The sequence below is a fragment of the Kordia sp. genome (assembly GCF_965283645.1).
GTDB lineage: Bacteria > Bacteroidota > Bacteroidia > Flavobacteriales > Flavobacteriaceae > Kordia.
Genome location: NZ_CBDIPG010000001.1, coordinates 1033883 through 1049569, shown reverse-complemented (window position 1 = coordinate 1049569; position 15687 = coordinate 1033883). Strand labels below are relative to the sequence as shown.

The 15687-nt window shown below is 32.1% G+C and carries 9 protein-coding genes; 4 read left to right on the top strand and 5 right to left on the bottom strand.

Features of this window, described 5'->3' with window-relative positions; translation table 11 throughout:
- Positions 1–32 precede the first annotated feature (32 nt).
- Complete coding sequence (locus ACQ654_RS04345; RefSeq protein WP_430409091.1) at positions 33–1073, top strand: o-succinylbenzoate synthase; 1041 nt, start codon at positions 33–35, stop codon at positions 1071–1073.
- A gap of 17 nt (positions 1074–1090) precedes the next feature.
- Positions 1091–2275, top strand: coding sequence for a CPBP family glutamic-type intramembrane protease (locus ACQ654_RS04340; RefSeq protein ID WP_430409090.1), 1185 nt, complete (start codon positions 1091–1093; stop codon positions 2273–2275).
- A 308-nt stretch (positions 2276–2583) separates the two neighbouring features.
- Here the strand turns inward: ACQ654_RS04340 and ACQ654_RS04335 are convergent, their stop codons facing one another.
- The 5 genes from ACQ654_RS04335 to ACQ654_RS04315 all read right to left on the bottom strand — a co-directional run bounded on the left by ACQ654_RS04335 (position 2584) and on the right by ACQ654_RS04315 (position 12070).
- The gene (locus ACQ654_RS04335) at positions 2584–5121 is read right to left on the bottom strand and encodes a hypothetical protein (RefSeq protein ID WP_430409089.1); all 2538 of its coding nucleotides are present in this window, start codon (positions 5119–5121) and stop codon (positions 2584–2586) included.
- Between the two features lie 119 nt (positions 5122–5240).
- On the bottom strand, positions 5241–7727 hold the full coding sequence (locus tag ACQ654_RS04330) for an MG2 domain-containing protein (RefSeq protein ID WP_430409088.1): 2487 nt from the start codon (positions 7725–7727) through the stop codon (positions 5241–5243).
- Between the two features lie 155 nt (positions 7728–7882).
- Positions 7883–8122, bottom strand: a complete 240-nt coding sequence (locus tag ACQ654_RS04325) for a hypothetical protein (protein ID WP_430409087.1) — start codon at positions 8120–8122, stop codon at positions 7883–7885.
- Positions 8123–8241: 119 nt separating this feature from the next.
- Positions 8242–10167: a hypothetical protein gene (locus tag ACQ654_RS04320; protein ID WP_430409086.1), complete on the bottom strand. Its 1926-nt coding sequence runs from the start codon at positions 10165–10167 to the stop codon at positions 8242–8244.
- A gap of 10 nt (positions 10168–10177) precedes the next feature.
- A complete protein-coding gene (locus tag ACQ654_RS04315; RefSeq protein ID WP_430409085.1) occupies positions 10178–12070 on the bottom strand; it encodes a DUF3857 domain-containing transglutaminase family protein in 1893 nt (630 codons plus the stop codon).
- 171 nt (positions 12071–12241) lie between these two features.
- Between ACQ654_RS04315 and ACQ654_RS04310 the strand changes: the two genes are divergently transcribed.
- Positions 12242–13330 carry an AMP-binding protein gene (locus tag ACQ654_RS04310; RefSeq protein ID WP_430409084.1) on the top strand — a complete coding sequence of 363 codons (1089 nt, stop codon included), beginning with the start codon at positions 12242–12244 and terminating at the stop codon, positions 13328–13330.
- A gap of 217 nt (positions 13331–13547) precedes the next feature.
- Positions 13548–15494 carry a YfbK domain-containing protein gene (locus tag ACQ654_RS04305; RefSeq protein ID WP_430409083.1) on the top strand — a complete coding sequence of 649 codons (1947 nt, stop codon included), beginning with the start codon at positions 13548–13550 and terminating at the stop codon, positions 15492–15494.
- Positions 15495–15687: the final 193 nt, after the last annotated feature.

Below are 15687 nucleotides of genomic sequence, written 5' to 3'. Positions count from 1 at the left end.
GTACCAATATACGAGAATACTAATATACCAGCATGAAAGCAACTTATCACAAACATATCTTAGATTTTAAACGACCAAGTGGAACGTCGCGCGGCATTTTAAAACAAAAAGAAACGTGGTTTATTCATCTTACAGATGGAGAAAAACAAGGAATAGGTGAGTGTGGTATTTTACGAAGTTTGAGTATTGATGATGTTCCAAATTATGAAGAAAAATTACGTTGGGCCTGTGAAAATATACATTTAGGAAAAGACGCATTACTGAAAGAATTACGAACGTTTCCATCGATTCAATTTGGTGTAGAACAAGCGTTCTTATCTTTAGGAGCTGAAACTCCATTTTTGTTGCATCCTTCAAAATTTACGCAAGGAAAAGAAGCAATTGACATCAACGGACTCATTTGGATGGGCGAAGCTGATTTCATGAAATCGCAAATTAAAGACAAATTAGAAGCAGGTTTTTCATGTATAAAAATGAAAATTGGCGCGATTGATTTTGAAACCGAATTGGAATTATTGCATAGTATTCGCAATGAATATTCTGTACATGATATCGAATTACGTGTAGATGTCAATGGCGCGTTTACACCTTCAACGGCATTAGAAAAGCTACAACGGTTAGCCGAATTTGAATTGCATTCCATTGAACAACCAATAAAACAAGGGCAACATGAGGAAATGGCTAAACTTTGTGAAATAACGCCATTACCAATTGCGCTAGATGAAGAATTGATCGGAATTTTTGATCGTGAAAACAAGAAAAAAATACTTGAAACTATTCAACCACAATACATTATCTTGAAGCCAAGTTTGGTCGGTGGTTATACTGGAAGTTCAGAATGGATTTCACTTGCCAAAAAACAAAACATAGATTGGTGGATTACAAGTGCGTTGGAAAGTAATATTGGACTTAATGCTATTGCGCAATGGACCTACACATTGCAAAGCAAATTGCCGCAAGGTTTAGGAACGGGAAGTTTATATACCAATAATTTTGATTCACCATTAACGATAGAAAAAGGAGCATTGCAATACGATAGAGCAAAATCGTGGAATGTACCTTTCAACTTATAAAAAAATAAAGAAAACATATGTTTATTACACAAGCTTACAAAGGTTTATACGAGTTTTGGCGATACATTATCGGAACGCTTATCACGTTTATTATGTGGCAATTAGTAGGCGCAATTCCGCTTGCAATTGTATTACTTGTTAAAGTATTTCAAAGTGCTAGTGGAAGTGGAATGAGCTTTCCAGAGGTACTGGAATCTGATCTAATGCCAACATCTGTGGATGGAATGGTAACACTTTTAGGTGGAAATCTATTTCTATTCATGATGATTGTTTCGTTTGCATTCGGTTTACTAGGAATATTATTTTCGAACAAAGTATTGCACAAATTATCGTTTCTTTCTTTAACAACTTCACGAAGTAAAATTGATTGGAAACGCATATTTGTAGGCTTTACCATTGTAATAGTTTTCAATTTGGCAACATTTGCAGTTGGGTATTTTTTAGCGCCAGATGCGTTGGAATGGAACTTTAACTTGCAACCTTTTCTTATCTTATTGGTTATTTGTTTGCTATTTCTACCAATTCAAACCAGTTTTGAAGAATATCTTTTTAGAGGATATCTCATGCAGGGAATTGGCGTAAATTTAAAAGAAAACAAATTTATTCCGTTATTAATTATTGCACTTTCTGTTGGACCAGTTGTGTACTTTATATTACATGCAAATCTTCAATTAGAATTCTGGACAAACCTAGGAACTACAGGGTTAGTTATGTTAGTGTTAGTCATAATTTTAGATCAAAAAAGCAAAACGAATCCAACCATATTACACCGAAAATGGGTGCCATTACTATTTACATCAGTAATATTTGGTGTGTTGCATGCGGCAAATCCTGAAGTAGAAAAACTCGGTTATATTTCAATGGTATATTATATCGGAACAGGTTTAATATTAGGAATTATGACCTTAATGGATGACGGAATGGAATTGGCACTTGGGTATCATGCAGGAAACAACATTCTAACCGCATTATTGGTAACAACAGATTGGTCTGCATTGCAAACTGACGCAGTATTTGTTGATACTTCCGAACCTTCAACTGGATTTTTTGATATCATTTTTCCAGTATTAATTATCTATCCAATCATGTTATTGATCTTAGCAAAAATATACAAATGGAAAAACTGGAAAGAAAAACTATTCGGAATTGTGAGTGATAAAACTCATGAGTTAGACGAGATGCAAGCAACATCAGAAGCATAAATTACAGGGCAAAAAAGTGTTTTACGGTCATACTTTTTTCATTACTTTTCAAGTAGGTTTTGCATAACTAAAAGTTTCTGACAAGCAAACCATACGAAAAGTACTTTTTAAAAAAGTAAACACATTGCGAAAAAACACAGGTTTGGCTGCATTAGCATTACATCTCGATTTGCATAAAGCGTAAAATACGATATAAAAAATGGTGCGATTGGATTAAAAACGATTTCCAACTCTTACAAGATAAAAACGTAAAGAAACGGTATTGTCAAAAGTGTTCGAAGTAAAAAAACGCCTTTGCAACTTTTTTATTATTTCACATTCAACTCAAACAAATTTGTGCCTAATAAGCCATTTCCATCAGTTCCTTCAAGTTTTCCTAAAAATACAGATTGAATGTCAGATGTATAAAAACTCACCTTAATTTTACCATTTTTATCAGAAATTAAATTAGGTGCCCAAAACAAGGTTTTTCGGTTATCAGGAAACAGTTTATCTTCTTCTTTGTCATACAATGGACTGTAAAATTCTTTCGTAGGATAAAAGCCTTTAACAAACATGAAACCACGTTCTTTGTTTTCTTTTTCAAGTGCTTCGGTTGATGCTTTATAGGTTACTTCTGTTCCGTCATTTAATTTATACTTTTTTCCGTGTATTGGCGCTGGTCCAGCAAAATGATTTTGACAGTTTAAAATACCATATTCAATACAAATATAATCACCAACGACACCTTCAAAAATTACCTTATCACCACGATCTTTGGCTCTATCTTTAAAACCTGTCAATTCTACTTCTTCTAAATAATTCGTATCTGTAAAACTAAAAGATGTATCATACGATGATTGTTTCTTTTCATCAATCATACGATCATTTTGAGGAAACATTAATTGCTTATTGATTGTCCGTTTAAAAATTTCATTGAAAGGTTCTGTAATCTCTAAAAAAGCTTCTGTTGGTAGTGTAGATTTTTTGTCAGGATATTTTGGCGGTGGCGGAATTAATGGCAAAAGTGTAATGCGTGAACCTTTTCCTGCTTCTAAAAAAACTAACGGAATACTAAAGTTTCCACCTTTATCAGCTTCTATAACAGTTGCCACCTTTGGTAATAATACTTGTACGTTGGCGCTGCCACCATTTAGCAACGTACCTTTTTTAGTTCGATAAAACGCACGTCCAGTAACTTCTTCATTAAAAGGTTGTACATCATCATATAAATTTTTAAGTAAATTTCCTGATGTCCAATTGTAATTTCGCCAACCTTGCGTCAATAATACCAAGTCTAAATGCTTTTCACGCTCTTTATTTTTTGCATCAAAATAATAGGACGCATCATATACATGTCCTCTTAATTCTGAGAATAAATAATAATACGGCATCATTGCATAATCATTATTTTTCTTTGCGTATAACTGATCAGTAACACTCAAGCTAAAATGCCCGACAGCAGGTTTTCCATATTGATCTTTTACTGAAAAAGTTAAATCTACTTTGTCTTTTTGTGTAAATAATGATTTTGAAACTTCTGTTAATGTAACATGTAATTTTTTGTCAATATTAGCATATACCAAGCGTTCCGTTAATGGTTGATAACGTTCGTTAAACAATGTAACTTCTACAATTCCTTGCGGTAATTTATCTAGTGGAACTTTAAATAGGACATGATCGTTTTTCAATGATGCAATTGCCATCCAATATACATATCCACGACTTTGCGCTCGGATATATACTTTTTTAAGTGTCACATTTGGCGTTTTAGTTATGCCGAATTGTATGTATGCTGGATCTCGTTTTTCTACGTGCAATCGAAGTCCTTTTTTCTGAACTAATGGCAATTGAAAAACACTATCTAACGCAGGATTTGAAAGTTGTACTGTATATTTTTTTTCTGGTTTTGGTGTAAATGTAAATTTTCCCATTCCATAATGAGCCGCTTTAAACGAGCGTAATTTTTTTCCATCTTCATACAACGCACCTTTTACATTTAATGGTTTTCCATGATGGTTTATCGCTTTAAATGCGACTGTATTTGGTAAGTTTTCGATCAAATTTCCACCTTCCGGATACATTCCAAATTGAATTGACGCAGGTTTTTTAAACGGAATATCAATAATATGATACACAATATCTTTTCCATATTTTACACGCAATTCTATAAATTCAGCTTTAGCGGTTTCTTCTTCTGTAAAAATAATTCTGGCTTGACCGAGTGAATCCGTTTTAATCCGTACACGCGCAAGTTTTTCTTCGGTAGAGTAGATGTCGGCTGAAATGGTCGCTTCTTTTAGTGGAACTCTACTTCTTGAAAATACGTCTGCATCAAGCACAACTTCATCGTTTCTGTTGTAAGCATTTGCTAAAAACTCAGTATCAATTAATATTTTTGGGATAATACTTTCTCTAACTTCAAAACGTTTGATAGCGCTAATTTCTTCCGAACTATTTTCAAGTGTATTTTTAGTATGAATGATGAGTTGATAATTTCCTTCTTCTAAAATTTCCGCTAAGAATAAATAACCACTTGCAAAACCGTTTTTGGCAGTATACATTTCTTTTACAATAATTTCTTCTTCGTTTTCCTCTTCTTTGAGTAATTCAACAAAAATGATTTTAGTGTCTTCCGAGATTTTTAAATTATTTGCATTTAAAATATACGCTTTAAACCACAAATTTTCACCAGGTTCGTAAATATCTTTGTCTGTATGAATGTAAATATTTTCTTTGAGTTGCTTTTCGGCAAGTGATTCATGACGAACAACTAAGCGTTCATTGGCAAAATCATCTAATACTTGTGCATGCGAAAAAAAACAGCTAAAAAGTAGTAAGCTGATCCAAGTGGTAAAGTATTTCATAGTGTTAATGTTTGCTACAAGTCGGTTTGTATAAAGATACGGAATATTCTATTTTTGAATTGTTTTTTTGTCAGCTAGAAAGGTGATTTTAATAAAAAATTAACAGCTTTTTATGCTTTTTAGTTGACGTTAAATTGAAAATAATTAGCGCCAAACAATCCGCTTCCATTGGTTCCTTCTAGTCTACCAAAAAATGTTGTTTGTACATCAGATGTATAAAAACTCACATTAATTTCACCTTTTTCATTTGAAATTAATTTTGGTGACCAAAACAATGTTTTTCTATTATCAGGAAATAATTTGTCTTCCGCTTTGTCATAGGTTGGATTGTAAAATTCTTTAGTTGGGTAAAAACCTTTGACCATTAAGAAAGCTGTTTTTTTCTCACCTTTTTTAACTTTGGTATTTCCGAACACAACATATTGTCCACTATTAAGTCTGTAGCGTTTTCCTTCAATTGGAGGAGAACCTGAACGGTGATTTCTACAATTCAATACACCGTATTCATGACATACATAATCTCCACTAGGGAAATCCTTATAAATAACATTTTCACCACTGTTTTTATCACGATCTTTATAACCTGTTAGTTTTACTTCTTCTAAATAATTGGTTTCGTTAAAACTAAATTCAGAATCGTATGATGACTGTTTTTTTTCGGAGACCAAACGATCACTTTTTGGAAATAATAATAGCTTTTTTTTGGTGCGTTTGCCAATTTCATCGAACGGAAATGTTGCTTCTAGTATAATGCTTTCAGAATTAATAGGTAAAAATGTAATTTCATATCCACGACCTATTTTTAGGTAATTAACAGGAAGTGCAAAATTTCCGTTGCTATCCGTATGTATTGAAGTAATTCGTTTTGGAAGAACCACCTTGATTTCAGCACCTTTAGCATTCTTCAAGGTTTTTTCTTTTGTTACTTGAAATGCACGTCCTGTTACTTCTTCACGAAATGGTTTCACATAATCATGTGCGTCTAATAAATTTTCTGGATTCCAAATATAAGTTCGCCAACCTTGCGTTAGTAATACTAAATCAAGATGTTTATCACGATCTTTATTTTTTTCATCAAAATAATAAGAAGCATTGTATACATGACCTTTTAATTCCGAAAAGAGATAGTAATGTGGTAATATGCTGTAATGATTGTCTTTTTTAGCATATAAATGATCAAAAACACTTAAACTGAAATGACCAATTGCGGGTTTCCCAAATTGATCTTTTACACTAAATCGCATGTTTACTTTTTCTTTTTGGCGATAGAGCATTTTAGAAATTTCTTCCAATTTCACGTGCAATTTTTGATCAAGATTCGCATATACCAATCGTTCTGCTAACGGTTGAAAGCGTTCATTAAAGATGGTGACTTCTGCAATTCCTTGTGGTAGTTTGTTACAAGGAATTTTAAAACGAATTCGATCTTTTGTCAAAGAAGCCGTAGCCATCCAATAGACATTTCCACGATTTTGAACTCTGATATACACTTTTTGTGGTGAAATATCTGTTGTTTTTGTAATGCTGCAATGTATGTTTTTCTGATTGCTTCTATCTACTTGTAATTTGATACCGCTTTTGCGAATATCGGGCAATTGAAAAGTACTGTCCAATACTGGATTTGATAATTGTACCGTATATTTTTTATAAGGTTTTGGTGTAAATAAAAACTTTCCCATGCCAAAATGAGTAACTTCAAACGAACGTACTTTTTTTCCATCTTCATACAAATCGCCTTCTACATGTAGCGGTTTCCCATGATGATCTACGGCTTTGAAAGCAACAGTATTTGGAAGATTTTCTACTAAATTTCCACCTTCTGGATACATGCCAAATTGTATTGCGGCTGGATTTTGAAAAGGAATATCAACACTATAATGTACAGTTTCACCTTTGTATTGAACGCGTAACTTAATGTATGCAGCATTTGTAGTTTTCTTTACAGGAAAAGTCAATTTGGCTTCTCCTTTTTCATCAGTTTTTACTTTTATACGACCGATTTTTTTATCAGTAGAAAATAATTCTGCAATAACAGAAGCTTCAATATATGGAACTCTACTTCTAGAAAAAACAGCAATTTCCAGTTGTACAGTATCCGTTCTTTCGTATGTTTTTTTATGGAATTCGGAGTCAATTAATATTTTTGGAATGATACTTTCTCTTATTTCAATTTGCTTGTTCGCCAAAATAGTTTTTGAAGCATTTTCCATTGTATTTTTAGTGTGAACAATCAATTGATAGGTTCCATCTTTTAAAATATCTGCCAAAAATAAATGGCCACTCGCAAAACCATTTGTAGCATCATAAATTTCCTTTGTAATAACTTCTTTTTCTCCTAGTTTTCGGAGTTCGACAAAAATTATTTTAGTCTGTTGTGATATTTTTAAATCGTTACCATTTAAGATATATGCTTTAAACCATAAATCTTCACCAGGTTCGTAAATGTCTTTATCGGTATGAATGTAAATGTTTTCTTTGACTTGTTTTGAAGCGACTAATTCATGTTGAATAACCAACCGATCATTGGCAGTTTTGTCTAATACTTGTGCGTAGAAAGAGTAACAACTTATAAGGCATAAGTAGAATGCGCATAAAATTTTTCTCATAGTTTTTATTTGGTAACAATCGGTTTCCTAAAGATACAAATTTTTCTCTTTTTGTAAATAATAACCAAGTGCAATTGTATACATTCATACAAGTTAACGCAAAAAAAAAGTCCGTCATATAGACGAACTTTTTAAGTAAACTTTTTAGTGCTAATTTATCTGCCATTGCACCAATCTGCATTCTGACTTACACAATTTGAACCATCATCATGGCCAATTGTTGGAAGATCGCAACCATTCCAACGTGTACACGCGTTAATAGTTACTTGAATTGTAATTGTACAAATAGGACCTAAAGTTGGAATTAGTGTTCCTCCTTTAATTTCATTTGTTGTACGTAAACTAGAAATTGATTTCTTGTTCAGTTTTAAACTTTTAAGCTGTTTTTTCTTCATAATTATTTATATTTAGAATTAATGATGAATCGAAATTACAATGGCTAAAAGCTTTTTGAAAGAAAAGTACTATTTGGTTTATAAATTGAATCTGTTTGTTTGTTAAGTATAATTATTATTTACTCTTTCGGGTTCATTAAAATTGCGGCTTTGTTAAAGTCAGAAGCGGCATTAATTACATTTCTAAATTCATCGTATTGATCAATATCGTATTCGCTTACTTTGTAAAATTCTTGAATGCTAATTGTTAATTTGTTTCCTTCTAACTTGTAATTAGATTCAAATTTACATTTTTGCTTTCCTTCTTCGTCTAACAATTCTTTTTTGATGAGTAAAGATTCCAAACCTTCTACGTTATAACCATCTGGAATTGTTACTACAATTTCATAATCGTACTGATTTGGATATTGCATCAAAATAGGATTTACACGTTTGGTTTCTTGATACAATTCACTTTGCGTTCCAATCACTTTTCCAACTTGAAATATGTAACTGTCGCCAGCTTCTTCTAATAAAGATTCAGAAGTAATTGTGGAGTTTACAATAAACGGTTTGTTGTATTCTAATTGTGTAATGTCTTTGTATTCAGTTGTGTATGATTTTACAACTTTATCTTCAATTCCAGAACCTGTTAAATAGTCTTCAAACTCTTTGATAGATTGATCTGGTGCTAAATTTAATACTGCTCTGTTTGTAATAGACCAATAACCGTAATATTCTTGTTTTTGTACAATTTTTACGGCTTCTAATTCGTCTTCAAATGAAATATTCATGTTTCGAACGACACGACTGTAATCTGGATCGCTCAGTTTCGTTTTGTAAAAACTGTATTGTAATTCATTGTTGATATAAATTCCGTTATTTCCTAAAATGTAAAACGGAATTTCACTCAAACGGTATTCAATACGATCTGGTGTAATGTAATTTCCAGTTTTTGGAACATAGATTAAAAATTCGCGCAAAGCACTTGGATTAAAAAACTCTGGATCTACTTTTTGTTCGTATATGTTTGCAGAAATCATTGGTAAATATTCCACATTTGCAGCTGTTAAGAAGTGTCCGTACACTTTAATGATTCCTAAATCACTTGCCGATTTGTTTTTTAAAATGTAGTCAATATTAGAAAGTTGCTCGTTGTTATTTTTGATAACTGTGTAGTTTTTCTTTACATAATCATCAATTAAATACGCTTTGGTAAAATCGTCTTCTTTTTGACCTTTTAAAATTTCGGCGACAATTTTTTTAACTTCTGCATTTGGTTCTTCTGGAAACATTCCGTCAGAAATATTTGTCACAACATTGTTCCATAATAAACTTTCAGTAACACCTTTTTGCCCGAAACATTGATACGCAACCACAGTTTTGTTAGCATCAGAAGTTGAATATTCTTCTTCAACCATCGGAATAACATCAGTTAGCATTAATTGTAAACCAGCACGATCATTATACGTTGCCTTTTTAAAGTAACCGTTGGTATTATACGGTTTTATTCGACCTTCTAAATCGCCAGTAATGAAATGATATTCTAAGTTTTTTATCGGATAATCTTTTTGTAACGTTTCTCTACCAAAAGCAGAATATTGTTTTTCTAGTGTATACAACACTTCAATTTCAGAATCTTTTTGCGCACCTTCAATGGCAAAAATTTTAAAATCGCCATATTCCTCCACATTTTTTACTTCTTTGATATTATCTTTATTAAGCAATGTTACTTTTCCGTCGGGCGAAATAGTTCGAGCTTTAATATTTATAATATTTGTTACATTGTACATTGGAATATACACTCTGTTGTGCATTTTAATTCCTTTTTCATCATGCACACGTGTAATGGTATGATTGGTTTCAAATTTTCTAATCACGCCACCAAGTTCTGGTTCATAATATTCTATGATATAGTTTTCGGCAATGGCAATGGAAGACTCATCTGCTTCTTTTTCGGAAAGCTGATGTAGTTTTGGACTTTTTTCCCAATCGTAGTCTTTATAATATTGTGAAAACGCTTGTGTAGAACATAAACATAAAAGGATAACAATACAAGTTCTCATATAATTCATTTTACTTTTCAATAATAATACTTTTTTTATAGGCTTTTATTAATTTTTTCACAAAAGTATTCCATGCTTCAAAATCTTCTTTTTCAATACGTAAGCTGTTTACATAAATGTTTTTATGCTGAATAATAACGCCTTCTTTTTCTTCATATGAAATTGAAAAACCATAATCTTTTCCATCAAATTTGATAGGTTTTGGAACGGAAGTTACTTTGTAACCTGCTGGAATATTGAAGGTTGTTGTATATTCTTTTTGAAATTGATGATCGATCTTTTTTGTGTACTTTCGATTTTCAATATCAATTTTTCCTTTAGACAATACACGATCGATATTTAAGTTTAAAATGGTTTTTGATCCGATCGTTTTTACATAATTATCAATCAGTAAATCAAACGAAATCGTAATCGTTTTATACTCTGGTTCAACAGGTGAAACTTTAATATTTTGGTACTTCGTTTTATTGTTTCCTAAAGCTAATGTTGTGTTTAAAAACTCTTCTTCTGTGTTGTCTTTCTTTTTGTATAAATAGTCTGTGACAAAATCGACACGTTCGTAACCTGTTAGAGTTCGTTTTTCAGAAGCATTTATTTTTCCGTCTTCAAATGAAATAGTTGTATTTACAATAGATTTACTTTTTTCAGAAGGTTGTTTTGGCACTTTTTTCAAGATAAATTTTTCTGGTGTAATTCCAATTAAAGCTTCCTTTGTTTGTGTAAATGAACTTGGCATTCCAAAATTGACATAACTATCGGTTCCATCAATAAAAATAGTGTCATTGTCAATTATTGTTGCTGTAATCATGTGATTGTCTACCATTGGTGTAGGAACTTCTTCGTACAAATACGGGCGATCGCGTGTGCCAATCCAAGTTCTAAAAGAAGGAATTCCAACATGATTCAACATTACATATAATAAATTTGCCATGTCTTTACAATCTCCATAACGGTTTTTACAAACGCTTGCCGCGCCACGTGGAATAAATCCGCCCAAACCATCTTCAAACGCAACATAGGTTATATTTCCTTGAACCCAATTGTATATTGCTTCTGCTTTTTCGGTATCTGTAGTATATTTTGAAGCAATATTTTCTGCAATTTGATATACTTTTTCTAAATCTTTTGCATCCACTTGTTTTGCCAACGATGCGTACCAGCTATATAAATCGGTTACATTACTCAATACGGGAATTGTTTTGCCTTTTTCTTCGTAATTTTTTATGTGAATGATAATATGTGGTAAATAATACAATGCAGCTTCCGAATCTTCTTCGCTACTATATTTTGCAACATTTTCAACGCTCCAACGGTAGATGAAAGAATTTTTTGTTTCTTCCTTTGTGAAGTCTACAGGAACATTTTCGGTGTGAAATTCTCTATAACCAATCTGAACATTTTTAGGAAATTCAATAGTTAATTGAGCTTTTTTTGTAGGTGCAAACGTTCCAAATCGGAACAATCCTAAAAAGTGCGGATCTGAAATAATTTCTTTATATTTTAAATCGGTAATTGCGCCTTTTGTTACTGCTGGAAACGTAAAATTTTTAGTTTGCTGATCACTGTAAAAAATACCATCATCAAACTCATGTTTTGTTTCTATATAATCTGCTTCAACAGTTTTTCCATCAGGAAGTATGGTAGTTGCTTTTATATCTTCTAGCTTTGTAAAACTATCAAAACGCAATACTTCATTAGCAAAATATAACTTGTTTGCAGTTATGTATTCTGCTTTTTCATGAATACTTTTTACAATAGTAAACTCTCCTTTTTCTAATGCTATATTAATATTTTCATTTCGTTCTAAAAACTGATAATCTTCAGAAGTATTATTTTGTGCAATGCAAATGCTCGCAAACAGGAGAAAAATGAAATATGGAAGTTTTAAATACGATGTCGTCATAAATGATAATTTAAAATCGATGTGGAGAATCTTACATAAAAACAAACATTACTTACTAGGGAAATATTGTGTCATAACGCAAGCTCAAACCACTAAATTAATAAAAACTAACCTAGAAAACGGGTATTTTATCTAGCTTATTTTTAAATTTACACAAGAACTATAACAAAAATGATTCCAACATTTAAAAATATACATTTTCAATTTCGATTGAATGGTAATTATTTCAATTCAGAAGCCCTAAAAGAAGTTGCTTACAGCTATATAAAAGAAGGTGAATCCTATGAAAAAGAAATTGGTGATTTTTTGATTGATTGGTTAAACGACAAACCTTTTGTTGATGTCTTTACGTCAGGTTCTACAGGGAAACCAAAACCGATCAGACTTGACAAACTAGCAATGGTGCATTCGGCATTGGCAACAGGTGATTTTTTCGGAATACAATCGGGCGATTCCGCGTTGCAATGTTTGCCTTCTAATTTTATTGCAGGAAAAATGATGTTGATTCGAGCTATAGTTTTAGGTCTATCGTTGGATATAATTGCACCTTCAATGAATCCGTTAACTGCAACTACTAAAAAGTATGATTTTTGCGCAATGGTTCCAATTCAGGTTGAAAATTCATTGGAACAATTACACCAAATTAAAACCTTAATCGTTGGCGGTGCGCCAGCTTCTGCAACTTTAATTGAACAATTACAAAACGTTTCAACCAATGTATTTGCTACGTATGGAATGACGGAAACCATCACACATATTGCCGCAAAACCGTTGAATAAGTTATCAAATAGTGCAAGCGCTTGTTTTTCAACCTTACCAAATATTACTGTTCGTAAGGATGATCGTGATTGTTTGGTACTTCACGCACCGCGAATTCATACAGAAGAAATTATTACAAATGATGTTGTCAAAATTATCTCTGAAACTCAATTTAATTGGTTAGGTCGTTTTGATAATGTAATTAATAGTGGCGGCATTAAATTACATCCTGAACAAATAGAGGAGAAGTTAAGTAGTTTTATATCAGGAAGATATTTCGTTACAGGAATTGATGATGATCAATTTGGAAAAAAGCTCATATTATTAATTGAAGACAAAAAAAAACGTGTAGATGTTTCTAGAATGTTGGAAACAATCAAACAATCAAACAAGTTCTCAAAATTTGAAATTCCTAAAGAAATCTATACACTTTCTAACTTCGCAGAAACCAATACAGGAAAGATTCAACGTGCGAAAACGGTTGCTTTGTTGGGTTGTTAAGTTGTATGTTCTCGATTTTCTGTTGTTTCTTAAAATCACGTTTATATTTAGCATTTTACATTTTTAATTTAATTTCCAGTTTGTTCCTATCTACACTTTTACATGTAATATTTAGTATTCTTTTCCCTCATTCAAACAGCGACTTCACTCAATCATCATTTTTTAAGAACTATTCTCGGTTTAGTTTTGAATCATCAAACAATAACACAGAGAAATCATGAAAAAATTACTACTACTCTTTATGATGCTGACAATCAGTAATCAACTTTTTGCTCAAGAAATAGCAGTTTCTGGAATTGTTACAGATGATTCTGGTTTGCCATTACCAGGTGCAACTGTTTTTATTAAAGGAACTCAAACAGGAACAACAATAGATTTTGATGGTAAATATGAAATAAAAGCACAACAAGGACAAAAATTGGTGTTTTCATATGTTGGATACAAGACGAAAGAAGTCACAGTTGGAAGTTCAAGTCGCATCGATGTAAAATTGAAAACAAGTACTGAGCTTTCAGAAGTTGTTGTCATGGCGCATGGAAGAAAGAGTTACAGCAATAACTACAGAAGTCAAGAAAGAAAAATAAGAAGACAACAACGAAGAGATGCTCGCCGTGCTAAAAGAAATAAAAATTCAAGTCAAGTACTGCAAGGACAAACAACAGAGGTTACCATAAATAGTAATTATCAACAACCAGGACAACAAATTACGCTACGTGGTCGCGCTTCTTTAAACGGAAATATTCATAACTCAAATAGCTCAATTACAAATACTGAATCGTACAAAGAAATTAACGAAAATATATTCAAAAGAACAGCTTTAGTACCATTATCTACATTTTCTATTGACGTTGATAAAGCTTCATATAGTAACATTCGTAGAATGATTAACAATGGTCAAGAAATACCAGTTGACGCAGTAAAAATTGAAGAAATGATCAATTATTTCAATTATGATTATGTACAACCAACTGATGAACATCCTTTTGCAGTTCAAACAGAATTAGGAACAACGCCTTGGAATTCGCAAACTAAATTATTAAAAATTGGATTGCAAGGAAAAGAAATTCCATTAGCGGAAACTCCACCATCAAACTTTACGTTTTTAATAGATATTTCTGGTTCTATGTCAAGTCAAAACAAGTTGCCATTATTAGTAGCAGCTTTCAAATTAATGGTGGATAAACTCAGACCAGAAGACAAAGTTGCGATTGTAGTCTACGCTGGTGCCGCTGGTTTGGTATTGAAACCAACTTCTGGAGATAAAAAAAATAAAATACGTAACGCATTGAATAAGTTAAGTGCTGGCGGATCTACTGCTGGTGGACAAGGAATAGAATTGGCATACAAAATAGCTTCAGAAAATTTTGTAAAAGATGGAAACAATAGAGTGATTTTGGCAACAGATGGTGATTTTAATGTAGGGAATACAAGTGTTGGCGATATGGAAACACTTATTGAAGAAAAACGAAAAACAGGTGTATTTTTATCTGTATTAGGTTTTGGTTATGGAAATTATAAAGATGATAAATTGGAAGCTTTGGCAGCTAAAGGAAACGGAAATCACGCGTATATTGATACCATGCAAGAAGCAAATAAAATATTTGGACAAGAATTCGGAGGAACGTTGTATACAATTGCAAAAGATGTAAAACTACAGTTAGAATTCAATCCGACAATTGTACAAGGATATCGTTTAATTGGATATGAAAATAGATTATTGGCAGATGAAGATTTTAAAGATGATGAAAAAGATGCTGGCGAATTAGGCTCAGGTCATACAGTGACAGCTTTATATGAAATTATTCCAGTTGGTGCAAAAACGAACTACTTAAAAGAAGTAGATAGTTTGAAATATACAAAAACTGAAATTACAAAGAGTTCATACTCAAATGAATTGCTCACCGTAAAATTACGTTACAAGAAGCCAACAGAAGACACAAGTATTGAATTAAAAGAAGTAGTTGCCAATACACTAACAGAAAATTTATCAAGCGATTTCAACTTTACAGCGGCGGTTGCTTTATACGGAATGCAATTAAAATCTTCAAAATATCACAACAATACAAATTTAGAAACGGTACTTACATTAGCCGAACAGGGAAGAGGAAAAGATAGCAATGGATACAGAGCTGAATTTATTCGGTTAGTATCTTCTACTAAATAAAGAAGGCATTTCACTCATCAAAATGACGTGTTCCCTCATTATAGGTTTCAAAATTAACGTGAGTAATGTACTTTTATATAGTAATTAACACAAGGTTGGTTGTTTAGTTGTTTATTCAGAAAAACCTAGTAAATCATAACTTATTAGGTTTTTCTATTTGTGTTAAAGAAAACATAAAAAAAGTAAAGAATGG

Coding starts and splice junctions, on each gene's coding strand:
- ACQ654_RS04330 (WP_430409088.1), bottom strand. CDS start 7,727: ATGAGAAAAATTTTATGCGCATTCTACTTATGCCTTATAAGTTGTTAC.
- ACQ654_RS04340 (WP_430409090.1), top strand. CDS start 1,091: ATGTTTATTACACAAGCTTACAAAGGTTTATACGAGTTTTGGCGATAC.
- ACQ654_RS04305 (WP_430409083.1), top strand. CDS start 13,548: ATGAAAAAATTACTACTACTCTTTATGATGCTGACAATCAGTAATCAA.
- ACQ654_RS04320 (WP_430409086.1), bottom strand. CDS start 10,167: ATGAGAACTTGTATTGTTATCCTTTTATGTTTATGTTCTACACAAGCG.
- ACQ654_RS04335 (WP_430409089.1), bottom strand. CDS start 5,121: ATGAAATACTTTACCACTTGGATCAGCTTACTACTTTTTAGCTGTTTT.
- ACQ654_RS04345 (WP_430409091.1), top strand. CDS start 33: ATGAAAGCAACTTATCACAAACATATCTTAGATTTTAAACGACCAAGT.
- ACQ654_RS04310 (WP_430409084.1), top strand. CDS start 12,242: ATGATTCCAACATTTAAAAATATACATTTTCAATTTCGATTGAATGGT.
- ACQ654_RS04315 (WP_430409085.1), bottom strand. CDS start 12,070: ATGACGACATCGTATTTAAAACTTCCATATTTCATTTTTCTCCTGTTT.
- ACQ654_RS04325 (WP_430409087.1), bottom strand. CDS start 8,122: ATGAAGAAAAAACAGCTTAAAAGTTTAAAACTGAACAAGAAATCAATT.